The sequence below is a fragment of the uncultured Prevotella sp. genome, assembly GCF_946407605.1.
GTDB lineage: Bacteria > Bacteroidota > Bacteroidia > Bacteroidales > Bacteroidaceae > Prevotella.
The window spans coordinates 140664-158143 of record NZ_CAMJOS010000002.1 but is presented as its reverse complement, the minus strand read 5'-3'; the positions used below and the strand labels follow the sequence as shown (position 1 = coordinate 158143).

14 protein-coding genes are annotated in these 17480 nt (G+C 50.4%); 11 read left to right on the top strand and 3 right to left on the bottom strand.

The genetic code is table 11. The features are described 5' to 3' along the window. Positions 1–2: 2 nt before the first annotated feature. Both Q0R57_RS01630 and Q0R57_RS01625 read right to left on the bottom strand, forming a co-directional pair. On the bottom strand, positions 3–1613 hold the full coding sequence (locus Q0R57_RS01630) for a CotH kinase family protein (protein ID WP_294743296.1): 1611 nt from the start codon (positions 1611–1613) through the stop codon (positions 3–5). Between the two features lie 75 nt (positions 1614–1688). Beyond that, entirely contained in the window at positions 1689–3248 is a 1560-nt protein-coding gene (locus tag Q0R57_RS01625) for a carboxylesterase family protein (RefSeq protein WP_294743294.1), read from the bottom strand. A 135-nt stretch (positions 3249–3383) separates the two neighbouring features. On the opposite strand from Q0R57_RS01625, the gene Q0R57_RS01620 reads away from it, so the two are divergent. Further along, complete coding sequence (locus tag Q0R57_RS01620; RefSeq protein WP_294743292.1) at positions 3384–4622, top strand: U32 family peptidase; 1239 nt, start codon at positions 3384–3386, stop codon at positions 4620–4622. A gap of 70 nt (positions 4623–4692) precedes the next feature. After that, entirely contained in the window at positions 4693–5112 is a 420-nt protein-coding gene (locus Q0R57_RS01615; RefSeq protein ID WP_294743290.1) for a SufE family protein, read from the top strand. On the opposite strand, the gene Q0R57_RS01610 is transcribed toward Q0R57_RS01615, so the two are convergent. Next, positions 5109–6425, bottom strand: coding sequence for a histidine-type phosphatase (locus Q0R57_RS01610; protein WP_294743288.1), 1317 nt, complete (start codon positions 6423–6425; stop codon positions 5109–5111). The genes Q0R57_RS01615 and Q0R57_RS01610 overlap by 4 nt on opposite strands. 101 nt (positions 6426–6526) lie before the next feature. On the opposite strand from Q0R57_RS01610, the gene Q0R57_RS01605 reads away from it, so the two are divergent. From Q0R57_RS01605 to Q0R57_RS01565, 9 genes are all read left to right on the top strand, one after another. Beyond that, positions 6527–7177 carry a hypothetical protein gene (locus tag Q0R57_RS01605; protein WP_294743287.1) on the top strand — a complete coding sequence of 217 codons (651 nt, stop codon included), beginning with the start codon at positions 6527–6529 and terminating at the stop codon, positions 7175–7177. After that, a complete protein-coding gene (gene rpoN / locus Q0R57_RS01600) occupies positions 7177–8676 on the top strand; it encodes an RNA polymerase factor sigma-54 (RefSeq protein ID WP_294743286.1) in 1500 nt (499 codons plus the stop codon). Before Q0R57_RS01605 ends, rpoN begins: the two co-directional genes overlap by 1 nt. Before the next feature lie 17 nt (positions 8677–8693). Further along, complete coding sequence (locus tag Q0R57_RS01595; protein WP_294743284.1) at positions 8694–9314, top strand: phosphatase PAP2 family protein; 621 nt, start codon at positions 8694–8696, stop codon at positions 9312–9314. 30 nt (positions 9315–9344) lie between these two features. After that, positions 9345–9851 carry a 5-(carboxyamino)imidazole ribonucleotide mutase gene (gene purE / locus Q0R57_RS01590; RefSeq protein ID WP_294743283.1) on the top strand — a complete coding sequence of 169 codons (507 nt, stop codon included), beginning with the start codon at positions 9345–9347 and terminating at the stop codon, positions 9849–9851. Further along, positions 9832–11205 carry a (E)-4-hydroxy-3-methylbut-2-enyl-diphosphate synthase gene (gene ispG / locus Q0R57_RS01585; RefSeq protein WP_294743282.1) on the top strand — a complete coding sequence of 458 codons (1374 nt, stop codon included), beginning with the start codon at positions 9832–9834 and terminating at the stop codon, positions 11203–11205. The genes purE and ispG overlap by 20 nt, the downstream gene beginning before the upstream one ends. A 411-nt stretch (positions 11206–11616) precedes the next feature. Then, the gene (locus Q0R57_RS01580; protein WP_294743280.1) at positions 11617–12369 is read left to right on the top strand and encodes a DUF4468 domain-containing protein; all 753 of its coding nucleotides are present in this window, start codon (positions 11617–11619) and stop codon (positions 12367–12369) included. A 21-nt stretch (positions 12370–12390) separates the two neighbouring features. After that, positions 12391–13701, top strand: coding sequence for a tRNA (N6-isopentenyl adenosine(37)-C2)-methylthiotransferase MiaB (gene miaB / locus Q0R57_RS01575; protein ID WP_294743278.1), 1311 nt, complete (start codon positions 12391–12393; stop codon positions 13699–13701). A 17-nt stretch (positions 13702–13718) separates the two neighbouring features. Then, positions 13719–15533, top strand: a complete 1815-nt coding sequence (locus tag Q0R57_RS01570) for an alkaline phosphatase family protein (RefSeq protein WP_294743277.1) — start codon at positions 13719–13721, stop codon at positions 15531–15533. Next, entirely contained in the window at positions 15530–17470 is a 1941-nt protein-coding gene (locus Q0R57_RS01565; protein WP_294743275.1) for an LTA synthase family protein, read from the top strand. Before Q0R57_RS01570 ends, Q0R57_RS01565 begins: the two co-directional genes overlap by 4 nt. Positions 17471–17480: the final 10 nt, after the last annotated feature.

Below are 17480 nucleotides of genomic sequence, written 5' to 3'. Positions count from 1 at the left end.
GTTTAGAATCCGCCAGGGAATCCACCGCTTGGGAAGCCTCCGCCAGGGAAGTTGCCGAAGGGGAATTGCATCTTTTTCTCAACGAGCGGCTGGATGCGGGGTTGCCAGTCGGTGTCGAAGCGGGCAATGTTGCGGTCGAGGAAGGCGAGACGGTCGGCAAGCCACTGCTTGAGAATCTGGATTTCCTCTTCATAACTGCTGACACGATAGGCTGCAAACATTCCTGTCATATCAAACTGGAAATCTCCCATCTGTGGGAAACCTTGTCCCATTTGAGGAAAACCTTCTCCCATTGAAGGCATTTCACCCATTTGAGGAAATGCTCCCATTTGAGGAAAACCGCCTTGAGGCATCTCACCCATTGGGGGGAAACCACCGCCAAAGGGAAAGCCCCCTATCTGCGGCTGCTGCGCTAGCTGCTGCTTGCGCTCTTCGCTGACTAACAATTCAGGATAGGTCTCGAAATGATGGTCCTTGGCCTTGCTGAGGAGCTTGGCCTGGCTATCGATAAAGGCATTGATGGCTTTGGTGCTGAGCACATTCTTGCGCAACTGTTGATAGCGGGTCTTCACCGCCTTACGGAAGGCGGGGTCTTGCAACAGTCGTTGCCACATGGCTGGCGTTGGGTTGTTGCTGGCACCTTCGAAGCACCAGGCCTCCAGGTTGTTGGCATTGGCAAAGTTGCAGTTACCATAGGCCAGGTTATAATCCCAAACGGGTCCTGCCACGAGTTTGCCGCCAGTACCATCCTCATGTTGTTTCTCCTTATAAAAATAGGCGCTACGCTTATAACCATCGGCATTGAGACTCAACTCTGTGTGGATGAAATAATCGACAAACGAGGGTACGTCGATATAGTGGGCATAGCCCTTCTGAGGGTCGGCAAAATAGTCGGATTGTATGACCTGTTCCACGGTGTCTATATAGTTCTGTATATAGGCAAACTGCTCTGGCTGCAGGTTTTTCTTCTTGGGATAGATGCATGACCAGATGACCTCGCTGGACATGTTGCCCTCGCCAATGCCGGGCACCTTCGAGGTGAAGGTGGCATCATCGTCGTTGAAGGTGTCGATGCGCAACAGATAACCACCCGTCAGTTCACGTCCGCTGGTGTCGCCCTTCTTCAGTTTGCTGATATCCACACGGTCCTTACCCTTCTTGATGGCTTCCGAGAGGATATAGATGCCACGATACTCTCCATCCACCGTAACCTCGCACATCACCGTTCTGGGTCCCCAATGGCCCATATCACGCCACAGCTGGAAAGCCAGTGGGTCGCGCATCATGGAGACATCGGTATAGGGGGCCAGCAACACCCACTTGCTGTGGGCAGGCATACCTAAGAGACTCACGTCGAGGTCTTTGCCGTCGGCATCGCGTGTCTCGATGGTGTATTTCTTCTGGTTGAAACCAAGTGAGCTGTTGCCACGCAGTTTGATACCGATAGGACCGTCGTAGCCCTCGGTCTTCATGTGAGCCGCCACCTTCTCTTGTGCATTTAGTGGGGTAGAGGTGGTGATGGCGATGGTGGGCAGACTCTTCTGAGCCTGTGTGCTGATGGTGAAAGCCATCATGCAAATGATGGCGATGAGGAGTATCGTTGCCTTTTTCATCTTTTATAGATGGCCTCCCATGCCTCGTACGGAACGAGAGATGAGAGGCCTGGAATATTGAGGTAAATGATTGAATTATCTTCTGGGAGCAGCACCAGCAGCAGGTCTGGCACCAGGAGCACCAAAGCCGAAGCCACCCTGTCCTTGAGGAGCAATCTCGGGCTCGCCATAAACAGAAGCCTCAGCGTCCTTGTCGTTCAACTTGAACACCATGAACTTAGGATTCTGCTCTGTGCAGGGCTTCCAGTCGCCACCTTTCGGACCGTTAGGATCGCTATACTTGGCAAAGTTGGTCCAAGCAGTGAGCATCTTTTCGCTCAGATCCCAGTCGCCCTTGGTCCAAGGACGCCAGCAATGTTTCAGACTCTTGAATACGAACCAGAGGTCAGAAGAGTGGAAAGCACCCTTCAGACGCTGGGTGACCTCAGGATGAGAACCATCATCGGGCAGAGGACGAGCAAACTCGTAAGCCCAAGCCTTACCACCCTTCTCTGCGCGAACCTTACAGAACTCTGCAATGTTGGGAGCCATATTACCCATATCGTTGAGGGTGAAGCCAATCATATAAGGTACATCAGCCAGAGTGCCCTCGCGAGTGGCATCATCGAAACTCTTCACGCTGACATAGCCATCAATCATTGGCATAAAGCCCATGCCCATACGCATCATACCCATCATGCCACCGCCTTGCTGTGCAGGGCTAGTAACCTGCTGATAGATAGTTGGCAGAGCGAAGACGGTCTCGGTAGATGCCTGACGCATCTTCTGCAAATCAGTCATGCCAGCCCAGTCGAACATCTTCTTGGCATTGTTAGCAGCATCCTCGATAGAGCCACCGCTATAACGACCACCCATCATACCACCACCGTTGGGGTTGGGGATGCTGAGGCCCTGTGCACTCATGATGACAGCCTTGTGGAACAAGCCGCGAGCCAGAGGAGACTCACACAGCGTACGAACGCTGCCACCACCGGCACTCTGTCCGAAGATAGTTACGTTATTGGGGTCGCCACCAAACTGGGCGATATTCTTCTTAATCCACTTCAAAGCCTCAATCTGGTCGAGGATACCATAGTTGCCTGATACCTTGTTGGGGCTCTCCTCAGCCAAAGCAGGATGACAGAGGAATCCGAAAATGCCGAGACGGTAGTTGATAGAGACGAGCACCACATCCTTAGCACCCCACTCCTGTCCGTCGAACTCAGGCTCTGAACCAAAGCCCTCACGATAACCACCACCATGAATCCACAAAGCTACAGGTAACTTTTTGTTAACCTGACCAGGAGCCTTAGTCCACACGTTCAGATACAGACAGTCCTCGCTGAAGGCTGCCTCCTTGCCATAGCCCCACTCAGTGTAGTAACCGCCAGTATACTGGATGGCCTGATAGCTGGGGCGACCAAAGGTGTCACAAATCTTCACACCCTTCCAGGGCACTACGGGCTGTGGGGCCTTCCAACGGTTCTCACGGATGGGAGGAGCAGCATAGGGAATGCCACGATAAACAAACACGTCAGAATGATCGTCAGCCACGACGCCCTTTACCTGACCACCTTCGATTGTTAACACAGGATTTTCTGTAGCATGTGCAGTTACTGCCATCAAGAACAGCAGAGGCAAAAACAGTTTTTTCATAATTGGTTATTGTTTAACAAGTGTACAGTTGTTTCGGGGTTATTAATATCAACTACTTAGACTCCTAAACTCGCAAATGGTTTAAAACCCTCAAATAAATTTGGTATTTCTCTCACTTATTCGTACCTTTGCACCATGAAATTAAACGACTTTGAAATCATGGCTCCTGTGGGGAGCCGCGACTCGCTAGCAGCAGCGCTGAAGGCAGGTGCCGACTCCGTGTATTTCGGTGTGGAGCAACTGAACATGCGGTCGCACTCTGCCAACCACTTTACGATTGACGACCTGCGCGAGATAGCAGCCACCTGTAACGAGGCTGGCGTCAAGACCTATCTCACAGTTAATACCATTATTTATGGTGAGGATATCGAAACGATGCACCAGATTGTGGATGCTGCCGTCGAGGCAAAGATATCGGCTGTCATTGCTTGTGACATTGCCGTGATGACCTACTGCCGTAAGGTGGGAATGGAGGTACACCTCTCTACCCAGTTGAATATCTCGAATGTCGAGGCTCTGAAGTTCTACGCTCAGTTTGCCGATGTGGTGGTGCTGGCCCGTGAGTTGAAGATGGAGCAGGTGGCTGACATCTATCGTCAGATAGAGGAGCAGCATATCTGCGGCCCCAGCGGCGAGCAGGTGCGCATTGAGATGTTCTGTCATGGTGCCCTTTGTATGGCTGTAAGCGGCAAGTGTTATATGAGTCTTGATAACACAGGACGCTCTGCCAATCGTGGTGCCTGCATGCAGATATGTCGCCGTTCGTATATCGTCACAGACCGCGAGACGGGTACAGAACTCGAGATTGATAACAAGTATATCATGTCGCCCAAAGACCTGAAAACCATCCGTTTCATCGATAAAATGATGAAGGCCGGCGTACGAGTTTTCAAGATTGAAGGACGTGCCCGTGGTCCTGAATATGTGCTCACCGTGGTGCAATGCTATAAGGAAGCCATCCGAAGCGTGCTCGACGGCACCTTTACAGAAGAGAAAAAGGATGCTTGGGACGAACGACTGGCTACGGTATTTAATCGTGGTTTCTGGGATGGCTATTACCTGGGTCAGACGTTGGGCGAATGGAACTCGAACTATGGCTCGAACGCTACGGAGCGTAAGCAGTATATCGGCAAGGGTGTTAAGTACTTCTCGAAACTCGGCGTGGCAGAATTTGCTGTCGAGGCAGGAACCTTCAGCGTGGGCGACAAGATGCTTATCACCGGTCCCACCACAGGTGCCCTCTATGTCACAGTCGATGAGATTCACGACGATGTGCAAGCCGTAGAGACCGCCCAGCAGGGCACCCGTGTCAGCATCAAGGTGCCAGAGAAGGTGCGCCCCAGCGACAAGCTGTTTAAGATAATTAAGGAATAAAAGTCGGTAAATCGAAATGTCGTAATATCGATATATCGAAAAAATGTGATAACGAAAATAACGAGATAAAATGACAATCAACGAGAGACAAGACGAGATTATTGAGGAGTTCTCGGACTTTGATGACTGGATGGACCGCTACCAGTTACTGATAGACTTAGGTAATGAGCAGGAACCCCTTGACGAGAAATACAAGACAGAGCAGAACCTGATTGACGGTTGTCAGAGTAGGGTGTGGCTGGTGGCTGACTATGCTGACGGTAAGATTCATTTCCAGGCCGAGAGTGATGCCTTGATTGTGAAGGGTATCGTAACCTTACTCATTCGCGTGTTGAATGACTCGACACCCCAGGAGATTCTGGATGCCGACCTCTATTTCATTGATAAGATAGGATTGAAGGAACATCTGTCGCCTACCCGCAGCAATGGCTTGCTGGCAATGGTAAAGCAGATGCGAATGTATGCGCTGGCCTTCCAGACAAAGGGTTAATCATCTTCCTCATCTTCTGGCTCACACCCTTCATCGTAGGCATTGATGCTCTGCAGGTAGAAGTCGCGAAAATCCTGCCAGTGATAAAACGGGGCAACGTCTGTCTTCAGAGGCAGTGTGGCCTCGTTTTCGTTGAGTAGCACCTTAACCAGAATATCCTGATCGTGACAGCCGTTTCTGTAGAACACCAACTGCAGGTTGGCTGCCATAGGAATAATCTTATAGTCGGCCCATCCGCTGTGTTCCATCTTGTCAAGGTCTGATGTCTGAAGGTCATAACCGTTGATTCCCATCAGACATACTAATGGTAGCAGGGCTGTGTCGTGACCAAATCGCAGGGTAGCACTAGGATGGTCTAATTTCAGACAGCTGTCAGCCTGCTCAATGATGTTACGAAGTAGAAAACGCTGGGCAAAAGGCATCTTGCCACCATTGGTGGGAGCAAAGCCAAAGCCTAAGTACCAGAACACATTATCCTTGCGCCAGTTTTCATAAAGTTCTTCATCCGTAAACAGGTCATAGAGCGTCATCTTCTTTCTAAGGTCCATATCCTGCAATACGGAGGCCAGTCGGAAGAGATAGCTGTTAAGCTTCTTGCCATCCACATGCTGGTTCAGATAGGCTGTGTCTGCATAAAGCTGACCTACGACACGCTCCCAGGGCGAGTGGGCATCCACAAAAGCATTGTATAGTCCCACATTCTTCTCGTCAAGTGATTGGGTTGACAGCAATTTGTCGTTGTGTCTTAAATAACCCATATCGTGCTGACTGGCATCGAGTTTGACAGTCAGCTTAGGATTCATAGCCTGCAACTTCAACAGGAGGTTAGCCATTGAGAGAATGCTACGGATGGATGTGGTGCTCTTGGCTTCAATGGTAACATTACCTTCGAACACCTGAGGGAATCGGCGCATCATACGCTCAGCTATCTCCTGCTGTTGGGTAGCTCCCAAAGAGGTCAACTCGCCAGCACGAAGGTGTGCCTCCTGCTCCATCCTGATGACACGCTGCAGCACATCCTTGCCCAGTGGGGTGAGTGCATGTTCCTCGTCGCTTTCCTTCAAGGTCTTGATGACATACTCAAAGTCGTCGGTTTTGGTCGGATAGCGTGAACCGTGACGACCAAAATGACTGATATAAAACGGTTTCTTACCCTTAGGGGCTGACGTCTGTTTATGAGTCGACGGACCAGGATAGGCCAAAAACGACCCTCCTGACAGTCGAAGGTTTTTCTGAATGTCCTTTCGCGAATTTTGGGCCGTGATACAAAGTATCATCCCCAAAGCGCAAAGTATCATAAACAGCTTTTTCATGTCATTTTTTACAATAAGTGACCGCAAAGATACAAAAAAGATTGTTAATGAGATGAAGATTTCAGATTTTTTTGTAATTTTGCGGCATAATTCATGAATTTATGGCAAAGAACACAGTATGGCACGATGACGATTGGCTGCTGTTGATGCAGAAATACCTTCAGAAGCCGATAGGCGTAAAGCCGCTTTACAGTCGTCCGATGGTTGAACTGAGCTTGGAGCTGCACATAGCACCTCAGGTGCTACAGTCTAAGATGCAACAGATTGCCCGGCTGGACACACCACGTATAGAACGTATCTGGAATACCTATAGCCAGAATCCGCGTCGCTTGGCAAGGGCTGTACGTTTGTGGCGAGAGATGAAAGGCTTCGGCTTTGCTGACAACTTCTATGATGGTGTAGAGGTGCAGGAAACCTTTGAGAAGGACTTCCGTTCGCTACCCGAGAATCCGCTTTACACCCCCGTCATGCTTATCCTCATTCTCGACCTTTTCTTCCGTCTGACACCAGCCACAATGGTGGCAGAGACGCCAGAGGTGCAGGAGTTAGCACGACTGTTGAAGTTGAAGCCTACCGATGTGACGCTGGTGCTGAATGTCTTCCAACGCTGTGACCCCTACCTGAATCGTGATAATCAGATTACTTCAGAATTGATGGCTCCTTGTAAGCAAGTGTGGCAACGCTATGGCACCATTGCCACTGAGCAGTTGGCAGCGTATGCTGAAGAACTGAAGGAATACTATAAAAGCTAATGGCACAGAGTCAAGGTCAGATACAGGAACAGAAGCTGGAACAGAAACTGCAGCAGAGCATCTCGCAGCAGCAGCTGTTACAGTCCCAACTGGTGGAGCTACCCCTCCAGCAGCTGGCTGAGCGTATCGAAACTGAGATGCATGATAACCCTGCGCTGGAGACCACCTCTGATGACCCTGAGTTTACGGAATACCCAGAATACAACGATGATTCCGAGACCTCTGACGACTATGATATTCAGCGAGAACGTGAAGAGCGTAGTGATGCGTTGGATGCCGCTCTTGAGAATATTGGACGAGATGATGAAGAATTGCCGGTATATCAAGGTGGGCGCCCTGCCTATGAAGAGCATGAGGATATGGTGCTGGGTGAGTCGCAGTCGTTCTATGACCAGTTGTTGGAGCAGGTGGGCGAGTTAGAACTTTCTGACCAGGACCGTTATGTGATGGAATACCTCATCCGTTCACTTGATGACGACGGTCTGTTGCGTGCCTCCATCGAGGGCATCTCCGACGAGCTGGCTATCTACCATAATATTGACCTCACCAAGGAACAGATTGAAGCCGTGCTCCACAAACTGCAACAGTTGGACCCCCCAGGCATTGGTTCCCGTTCGTTGCAGGAATGTTTACTTTTACAGGTAGACCGTAAGGAAAAATCATCGCTAACGAATCTGATGAAGCGTGTGCTGACCGACTATTTCGATGCCTTCACCAAGAAGCATTGGGACAAGATACAACGAGCCTTGGCACTTGATGACCTGCAGACTGATGAGCTACTGCGCGAACTGCGTCGCCTGAATCCCAAGCCAGGCGCAGCGATGGGTGAGACGATTGGTCGCTCGATGCAGCAGATTACACCCGATTTCATCGTTGATACGCAAGATGACGGCACGGTGACCTTCACACTCAATAGTGGCGACCTGCCGCAGTTGCAGGTATCACAGTCGTTTGCCGATCTGCTCAAGGACTATCAGAACAACAAGGAAGGACTGACCCGTCAGATGAAGGAGGCCCTGCTCTATACCAAACAAAAGGTGGATGCCGCCCAGAGCTTTATCGATGCCGTTCAGATGCGTCGTCGTACGCTGACACTTACCATGAAGGCTATCATCCGTCTGCAGCATAAGTTTTTCGAAGAGGGCGACGAGTCGTTGTTGCGTCCTATGATTCTAAAGGATGTGGCTGAGAAGACGGGATTGGACCTCAGTACCATCTCACGAGTGTCGAACTCAAAATATGTGCAGACCCGCTGGGGTATGTTCCCCCTGAAGTTCTTCTTCAGCGATGGCTACGTCACCGAGAGTGGCGAGGAACTCTCCACCCGTGAGATCAAGGCAGCTCTGCGCGATATCGTCGAAGCCGAGGACAAGCGCAAGCCGATGAGTGATGAGGCCTTGTGTGATGCCCTCAAACAGAAAGGATACCCCATAGCCCGACGTACGGTGGCAAAATACCGTGAACAGCTGGGCATACCTATAGCAAGAATGAGAAAGTAAGAAGAGACAAGAGAAAAGTGACAAGAGAAAAAGGATTCATCTACGGTGCGCGTGTTGTCAGTCTGATTTTCACGCCGTTCTATCTGCCTCTGGTAGGTCTGATAGCCCTGTTCACGTTCAGTTATCTGAACTTGCTTCCGATAGAATATCGGCTGCTGGTTGTCGTGATGGTCTATTTCTTCACCATCCTCCTGCCCACATTCCTCATCCATCTCTATCGTCGTCTGCAGGGCTGGTCGCTATTGGAGTTAGGACAGAAGCGTCGTCGTATTGTTCCTTATGGCATTAGTATCTTCTGTTATGCCATGTGTCTGTGGGTGCTGCAGTCACTCCATATTTACCATTTCGTGTCGAGTATCGTCTTTGGTGCCCTCGTGGTTCAGATTGTCTGTGCCATTATTAATATGTGGTGGAAGATATCTACACATACGGCAGCTATTGGAGGAGTGGCAGGCGCCCTGTTTGTCTTTGCCGACATCTTCGGGTTCAATCCTGTGTGGTGGTTCTGTCTGGTGTTCTTCCTGGCAGGCTTGCTGGGATCGGCACGCATGTATCTGCGTCAGCACACCCTTCCACAAGTGGTGGCAGGCTTCGGCATCGGAATTGTCTGTGCTGTGTTTGGCATCATCTTTTATTAAGGAGAAAAAGTAAAAAGTAAAAAACAAGATATGAAACCAATCGTTAGTATTATCATGGGCAGCACTTCTGACCTGCCCGTTATGGAGAAAGCCTGCAAGTTGCTCGACGAGATGCAGGTACCGTTTGAAGTCAACGCCCTCTCTGCCCATCGCACCCCCGATGCCGTTGAGGAGTTCGCACGTACTGCCAAGGATCGTGGCTTGAAGGTGATTATTGCTGGTGCCGGTATGGCGGCAGCCCTGCCTGGCGTCATTGCCGCTTCTACCACATTGCCCGTTATCGGCGTACCCATCAAGGGCATGCTCGATGGTCTCGACGCCATGCTTTCTATCATCCAGATGCCTCCAGGCATCCCTGTGGCTACAGTAGGTGTTAACGGTGCTCAGAATGCTGCCATCCTCGCTGTCGAGATGCTGGCCCTGAGCGATGAGGCTCTGGCTCAGCGCCTGAGCGACTATAAGAGTGGCCTGAAGGCAAAGATTGAGAAAGCCAACAAGGACTTAGCAGAGGTGAAGTATGAGTACAAGACGAACTAGTAGTGTGGCCCATGTGGGCAATATTGCCATTGGTGGCGACAACCCCATCCGCATCCAGTCGATGGCTACTACCGATACCAACGATACTGAGGGGTCTGTGGCTCAAGCCAAGCGCATCATCGATGCTGGTGGCGAGTTGGTACGCTTCACCACTCAGGGCACTCGCGAGGCTGAGAATATGAAGAACATCTCGGCCCAGTTGAAGGCTGATGGATACAATGCCCCATTGGTGGCCGATGTGCATTTTACTGCCCATACTGCCGATGTGGCTGCACTGTATTGCGAAAAGGTGCGCATCAACCCAGGTAACTACGTAGACCCAGGTCGCACATTCAAGCATTTGGAGTATACAGACGAGGAGTACGCCGCTGAGTTGCAGAAAATCGAAAAACAGCTTGTGCCATTCCTCAATATCTGTAAGGAGCACCACACAGCCGTGCGTATCGGAGTGAATCATGGTTCGCTCTCAGACCGCATCATGAGTCGCTATGGCGACACGCCAGAGGGTATCGTAGAGAGTTGTATGGAGTTCCTGCGCATCTTCCGTCGCGAACAGTTCAACGATGTGGTCATCAGCATCAAGGCCTCGAATACCGTGGTGATGGTAACCACCGTCCGTCTGTTGGTGAAGACGATGGACAAGGAGGATATGCACTACCCCTTGCATTTAGGCGTTACTGAGGCTGGCGAAGGCGAGGACGGCCGCATAAAGAGTGCCGTAGGCATCGGCGCCCTGCTTACCGAGGGCATTGGCGACACCATCCGCGTCTCTCTCTCCGAGGAGCCAGAATGCGAGATACCTGTGGCTCGTAAACTGGTTGACATGATACCAGAGTGCACAGCTCTGCGCGAAAAGGCTGAGGCCAGCATCAAGGATGATACCATCACTCTGGAGGTGGATGCCCCAGACTGGGAGACACTGCAATTGAAAGCTGCTATGGCCGTAGGTGCCCTGCTTATCGATAAGAAGGCCCACAATCTCTCAATTGTCAATTCTCAATTTTCAACTGAAAAGCTCACAGAGCTTTCTGACGCCATTCTGCAGGCTGCCCGTATCAAGTTCACCAAGACAGAGTATATCTCATGCCCTGGATGCGGACGTACACTCTACAATCTGCAGGAGACCATCGCCAAGATTAAAGCTGCCACCAAGGACTTGGTAGGACTTAAGATTGGTATCATGGGCTGCATTGTGAATGGTCCAGGCGAGATGGCCGATGCCGACTATGGCTATGTGGGTGCAGGTAGAGGAAAGATCAGCCTCTATCGTGCTAAGGAGTGCGTTGAGAAAAACATTCCCGAGGCTGAGGCTGTTGACCATCTCTTGGCTTTGATAAAAGAAGATAGAGGATAAAGGTAGGAGTTAGGTAGGAGTTAAAGATACACCTACCTATCTCAAACCCTTTACAGCAGAGCCTTTCCGAAGATTTAGGTAGGAGTGAGGTGTTTTTGAAAGAAACTCATGCTGATTTCTTTTTAAGAGAACAAAAAATCTCCTTTTGAGTCATGGAGATAGGCTCTTTGAGTGAAAGAGATAGGCGTTTATGTTGAAAGGAATAATCCCTTTACCCCTATAGGGATAATCCCTTTCACTGAAAAGTCCTATCCGCATGAGGAAAAGAGATTATCCGGATAAACCTAAAAGATAATCCCCGTATGAGGTTTTCTTTGGTTGCAAATTAACGAAAAAAAAGCAAATTCCATCGAATATTTGGCGTTATTTGAGAGGAAATTTATAACTTTGCACCAATAAATACTTATCAATATGAAAAAAATAGTGAACTGGATGCTCACCGCCATCCTTCTTTGCGGTGCTATGAATGCTCAGGCACAAGTGATGAAAGCCGCCGATTTGGAGAAATATGCCAAGGAAAAGTATGGTGACAAATGGCTCGATGCCGCTGCCAACCTGGCCAAGGAACTGAAGTTCGATAAGAACGAGTCGCTTTCGTATCAGCAGATTATCGAGGCCCCTGGCAAGACCAAGGAACAGCTTTATATTGCAGTTAACTACTGGGTGACTGCCACCTTCAAGGACAAGCAGGCCATCACGTTGAACGATAAGGATGCCGGATGTATCATCATCTCTTCATCCATCGATGGTATTGCCGATCATACAGGTACGTTGAACCGTTATGTGGTGAGCATCACCCCCGTCATCAAGATTGATATCAAAGAGGGTAAGGTGCGTGTGACCTATACCGTTCAGAACTATGATATCCTGAAGGCTGAGAGTGCTGGATGGATTGGCGGAATCCTCGATAATAGCGAGAACCGTACGGAGCGTCAGAACTACTATGGCGACGGAAAACGACTGAAGGGTGACAATACCGACCGCCGTCTGTACGACGAGCAGTGGGAGATTATCAAGCACTATCCCTTTGTGGAAAAGGACAACAAGAAGCGTACTTGCTCGAAGGCGCTTGTGATGACCCACGCCTATTCCAATGCCATCATCGACAAGGTTGAGGAGGCTATTAAGAACGGCATCGTGGGCAATGAGGACGATGAATGGTAAGTGATAAACAATAAGCGATAAGTGAAGAAACTATTTATTGAGACTTACGGCTGCCAGATGAATGTAGCCGACTCCGAGGTGGTGGCCTCGGTGATGCAGATGGCTGGCTACGAGACTTGTGAAAGTCTGGATGAGGCTGATGCCGTGTTTTTGAATACCTGTTCGGTACGCGATAATGCCGAACAGAAGATTTACCACCGCCTGGAGGCGCTGGGCGCTATCAAACGTAAGCGCCCGCTGATTGTTGGCGTGCTGGGCTGTATGGCCGAGCGCGTGCAGCAGGATCTGCTGGAGAATCACGGTGCCGACCTGGTGGCTGGCCCCGATGCCTACCTGACCTTGCCCGACCTGGTGGCTCAGGCAGAGACGGGCCATAAAGCGATGAATATTGAGCTGTCCACCACCGAGACCTATAAGAACGTGGTGCCCCAGCGTTTGCATGGTGCCAAGTTGAGTGGTTTTGTAAGCATCATGCGAGGCTGTAATAACTTCTGTCATTACTGCATTGTGCCCTATACCCGAGGCCGTGAACGCTCCAGGGATGTGGAGAGCATCCTTCGTGAGGTTCGTGACCTGCGTGACCGCGGCTTCAAGGAGGTGACGCTGTTGGGACAGAATGTGAACAGCTATAAGTGCAATGAGACGACATTCCCAGAGCTGTTGCGCCTGGTGGCAGCAGAGGCTCCTGGGATGCGTGTGCGCTTCACCACCTCGCATCCCAAGGACATGAGTGACGAGACCTTGCAGGTTATTGCCGAGGTCCCCAATGTCTGTAAACATATCCACCTGCCTGTGCAGAGTGGCTCGGACCGCATTTTGAAACTGATGAACCGTAAATATACCCGCGAATGGTATCTAGATCGTGTCGCAGCCATCCGCCGCATCATACCCGACTGCGGCCTTTCTACCGATATCTTTGTGGGTTATCACGATGAGACGGAGGAAGACCATCAGTTGAGCCTGAGTCTGATGCGCGAGGTGGGCTACGACTCTGCCTTTATGTTCAAATACTCGGAGCGCCCAGGCACCTATGCCTCGAAACATCTGCCCGATAATGTGGCTGAGGAGGAGAAGATTCGTCGCCTGAACGAGCTCATCGCCCTGCAGACAGAGATGTCGGCCCAGCGTAACAAACAGGATGAGGGTAGGGAGTTCGATGTGCTGGTAGAAGGCTTTTCGAAGCGTAGTCGTCAGCAGTTATGTGGTCGCACGGAGCAGAATAAGATGGTGGTCTTCGATAAGGGCAACCATCATATCGGCGAGACGGTGCGCGTCAGGATTACTGGCAGCACCAGCGCTACACTCATGGGAGAAGCGGTAGAAGGCAATTGAGAATTGAGGATTGAGAATTGAAAGAGAGAGTATTTTTTCTGCTGAAGTTCTTTTTGCTCACGGTGATAATCTTCATCGTGGGCAAATGCGGTTTCATGGTCTATAACCATGATGCAGCCACATGGACGATGGCAGATATGCTGGAGGTGATAGGCCACGGACTGAGTCTGGATGTCTCGACCGCCCTTTATTTCCTGATTATCCCGTTCTTCGTGGCGTGGGCCAGCATCTGGCTACCCATGCCTCGTTGGCTCATGAAGCCCTATTACATCTTTGTGGCTATTGCCTTTTCGTTGGCTTTTGTCTATGACACCTGTCTCTATCCCTATTGGCACTTCAAGCTCGACGCCTTGTGTCTGCAATATCTGGAGACGCCATCAGAGGCGATGGCCAGCGTGTCGACAGGTTACATCCTGTTGTTGCTGCTGGCTCTGATTGTGGTGGCAGTCATCATCTCCCTGGCTTATATCTATGTGGTGCCAGTATATCGCCTGAAGAAAGGCCACTGGTGGGAGTCGTTCTTGTTTGTGCTGTTGATACCAGTCATGGTGATAGCTATTCGTGGCGGTCTGGACGAGTCGACCACAAATATCGGTCAGGTCTATTACTCGCAGAACCAGTTCCTGAACCACTCGGCAGTCAACCCCGTCTTTTCGTTCCTGTCGTCTTTTGAGAAAACCGCCAGCTACGTGCCTGACTATCAGTTTATGGATGATGACGAGTGTGAGGCTATGATGCAGGGACTCTATCCCACCACGAGTGAGAATCCTGACACCCTGCTCACCACGCAGCGTCCTAATGTGGTTGTCATCCTGATGGAGAGCTGTGGAGGCGTCTTCACCCAGGATATCGGCGGAAAGAAAGAGGTGATGCCCAACCTGAACAGACTGGAGTCAGAGGGCGTTTATTTCTCCCGTTTCTACGCCAACTCCTATCGTACTGACCGTGGCACGCTCTGCACCTGGAGCGGTTATCCGTCGTTCCCTCGTTCGTCGGTGATGAAGATGCCTGCCAAGACCCGTCTTCTGCCAGGTATCGCAGGCAGTATGCTGCGCGAGGGCTACACCACGTCGTATCTTTATGGTGGCGACATTAACTTCACCAATATGCGCGGCTATCTGGTGAACATTGGTTTTGAGGACCTGTATTGGAAGACGGACTATACCCTTGAGGAACAAGAAACGGCAGAATGGGGCGTTCGTGACGACATCACCTTCAAGACGCTGTCGCAGATGGTGGAACAGAAGTCACAGCAGGAAAAGCCTTTCCTGATAGGCTATTCCACGCTGTCGAGTCATGAGCCTTGGGATGTGCCCACACACCGTCTTGACGATGAGATTCTGAATGCCTTCAATTATCTGGACGAGTGTATTGGCAACTTTATCAGCGAGATGAAGAAGTCGCCAGCATGGGATAACCTGCTGATTATCCTGCTGCCCGACCACGGTTACAGCTATGGTGAGGTAGGCGAGGAGCATCCTATGCATGACCATGTGCCCATGCTTTGGTTGGGAGGTGCTGTCAAAGAGCCCAGACGCATCACTCAGATTTGTAATCAGACCGACCTGCCTGCCACCTTGCTGGGACAGTTGGGCATAGACCATCAGGACTATCATTTCAGTCGTGATGTGCTGAGCAAGAACTACACCTATCCCTTTGCCACTCATACCTATAATAATGGTATTAGCATGGTGGACAGTACAGGTTTTGCTGTGCTCGACCTGAATGCCAACATGATAGTGACTGACCAGAGCACCGATGCCCAGGCATTGATCAAGAAAGGAAAGGCCATTCTGCAGATGGCCACCCGTGAACTAAAGAATATGAAATGAAGAGACTGTTACATACATATACTGCCCCGCTATTCGCATTGCTGCTGAATCTGTTGCTGGTCTATGTGGTCTATTTCATAGCCCGCGTAGCCTATCTGTTGGATAACTGGAGCTATTTCTCAGAAAGCTTGTCGTGGGAGATATGGCAAGGAGGACTGGTGTTCGACACTTCTGCCATTCTGGTGACCAACATCCCCTATATTGCGATGATGCTGTTCCCTTTGCATTGGAAGGAATGCAAGGTGTGGCATCTGGTGTGCAAGTGGTGGTTTGTTATCATCAACACGCTGGCGTTGGTTCTGAATCTCTGTGATGCCGCCTATTTCCCCTATACCCTACGGCGCACCACGACAACGGTGTTCAACGAGTTCCAGAACGAAGGAAACCTGAGTGGAATCTTCCTCACCGAAACCCTGCATCACTGGTATTTCGTGGTGCTGGCAGTCATCGTGGTCTATGGGCTTTGGAAACTCTATACCACACCCAAATTAGAAGTCAAAAAACTCTCTTGGTGGCGTTATGACCTGATAACGTTTGCATCGTTGGCAGCTGTGGCACCCTTTGTGGTAGCAGGAATCCGTGGTGGTTTTACCACCGCCGTGCGTCCCATCACCATCAGCAACGCCAATCAGTATGTGAACCGTCCTACAGACGCAGCCTTGGTGCTGAATACGCCCTTCTCTTTCTATCGAACCATTGGCAAAAATGTCTTCGTGGTGCCCGACTATTACGAGAGCGAGGAAGAGATGGCGCAGGTCTATTCACCTATTCATGTGCCCAACGACAGCGTGGCGTTTACCCCGAAGAATGTGGTGGTACTTATTGTGGAGAGCTTTGGTAGAGAGTATATCGGAGCCCTCAACAAGACGCTGGAGAACGGGCAGTATAAAGGCTATACCCCCCATATAGACTCGCTGATTGCGAAGAGTACCACCTTTAAGTATTCTTTCTGTAATGGCAGGAAGAGCATTGACGGAATGCCCAGCATCCTGAGTAGTATCCCGATGTTTGTGGAGCCTTTCTTCCTGACGCCATCCTCTATGAATCATGTCTCGGGCATTGCCTCCTTATTAGATACTAAAGGTTATCAGACGGCCTTCTTCCATGGAGCCCAGCGTGGTTCTATGGGCTTTATGGCCTTCGCCCGCAGCACAGGCTTCCAGGAATACTATGGACGAGAGGACTTTAATGAAGACCCGCGTTTCGATGGCGACAAGGACTTTGACGGCATGTGGGCCATTTGGGACGAGCCTTTCCTGCAGTATTACTGTACCAAGATGTCGGAGATGAAAGAGCCTTTTATGACGGCTGTCTTTACGGCATCGAGTCATCATCCCTATGAGATACCAGAGGAATACAAAGACGTCTATCCAGAGGAAGGCATCATCATGCACAAGTGCATCCGCTATACGGATATGGCGTTAGGTAAGTTCTTCCAGGCTGCCAGTCGCCAGCCCTGGTTCAAGAACACTATCTTTGTGTTGACCAGCGACCATACCAATATGAGTGACCACGACTATTACCAGACCGACCTGGGTGGTTTCTGTTCACCTATTATCATTTATGAGCCGGGTGACACCTTGCGTCAGCCTGAGATGCAGGACAAGATAGCACAACAGATAGATATACTGCCAACGGTGATGGGTATGCTGCATTATGACCAGCCCTATTTCGGTTTTGGTATCGACCTCTTCAACACCGCAGCAGAGGATACCTGGGCCGTAAACTATCTGAACGGCATTTACCAGTATGTGAAACATGGCCACGTGTTGCAGTTCGACGGAGAACGCACAACAGCCATCTATGCTCTGCAGGACTCGCTGATGCAGCATAACCTCCTGAATGATAATCCTCAAACGAAAGAGATGGAGCGTGAGGTGAAGGCCATCATTCAGCAGTATATGGAACGCATGACACAAGACAGGTTACAACCTTAGACAGGGCAGA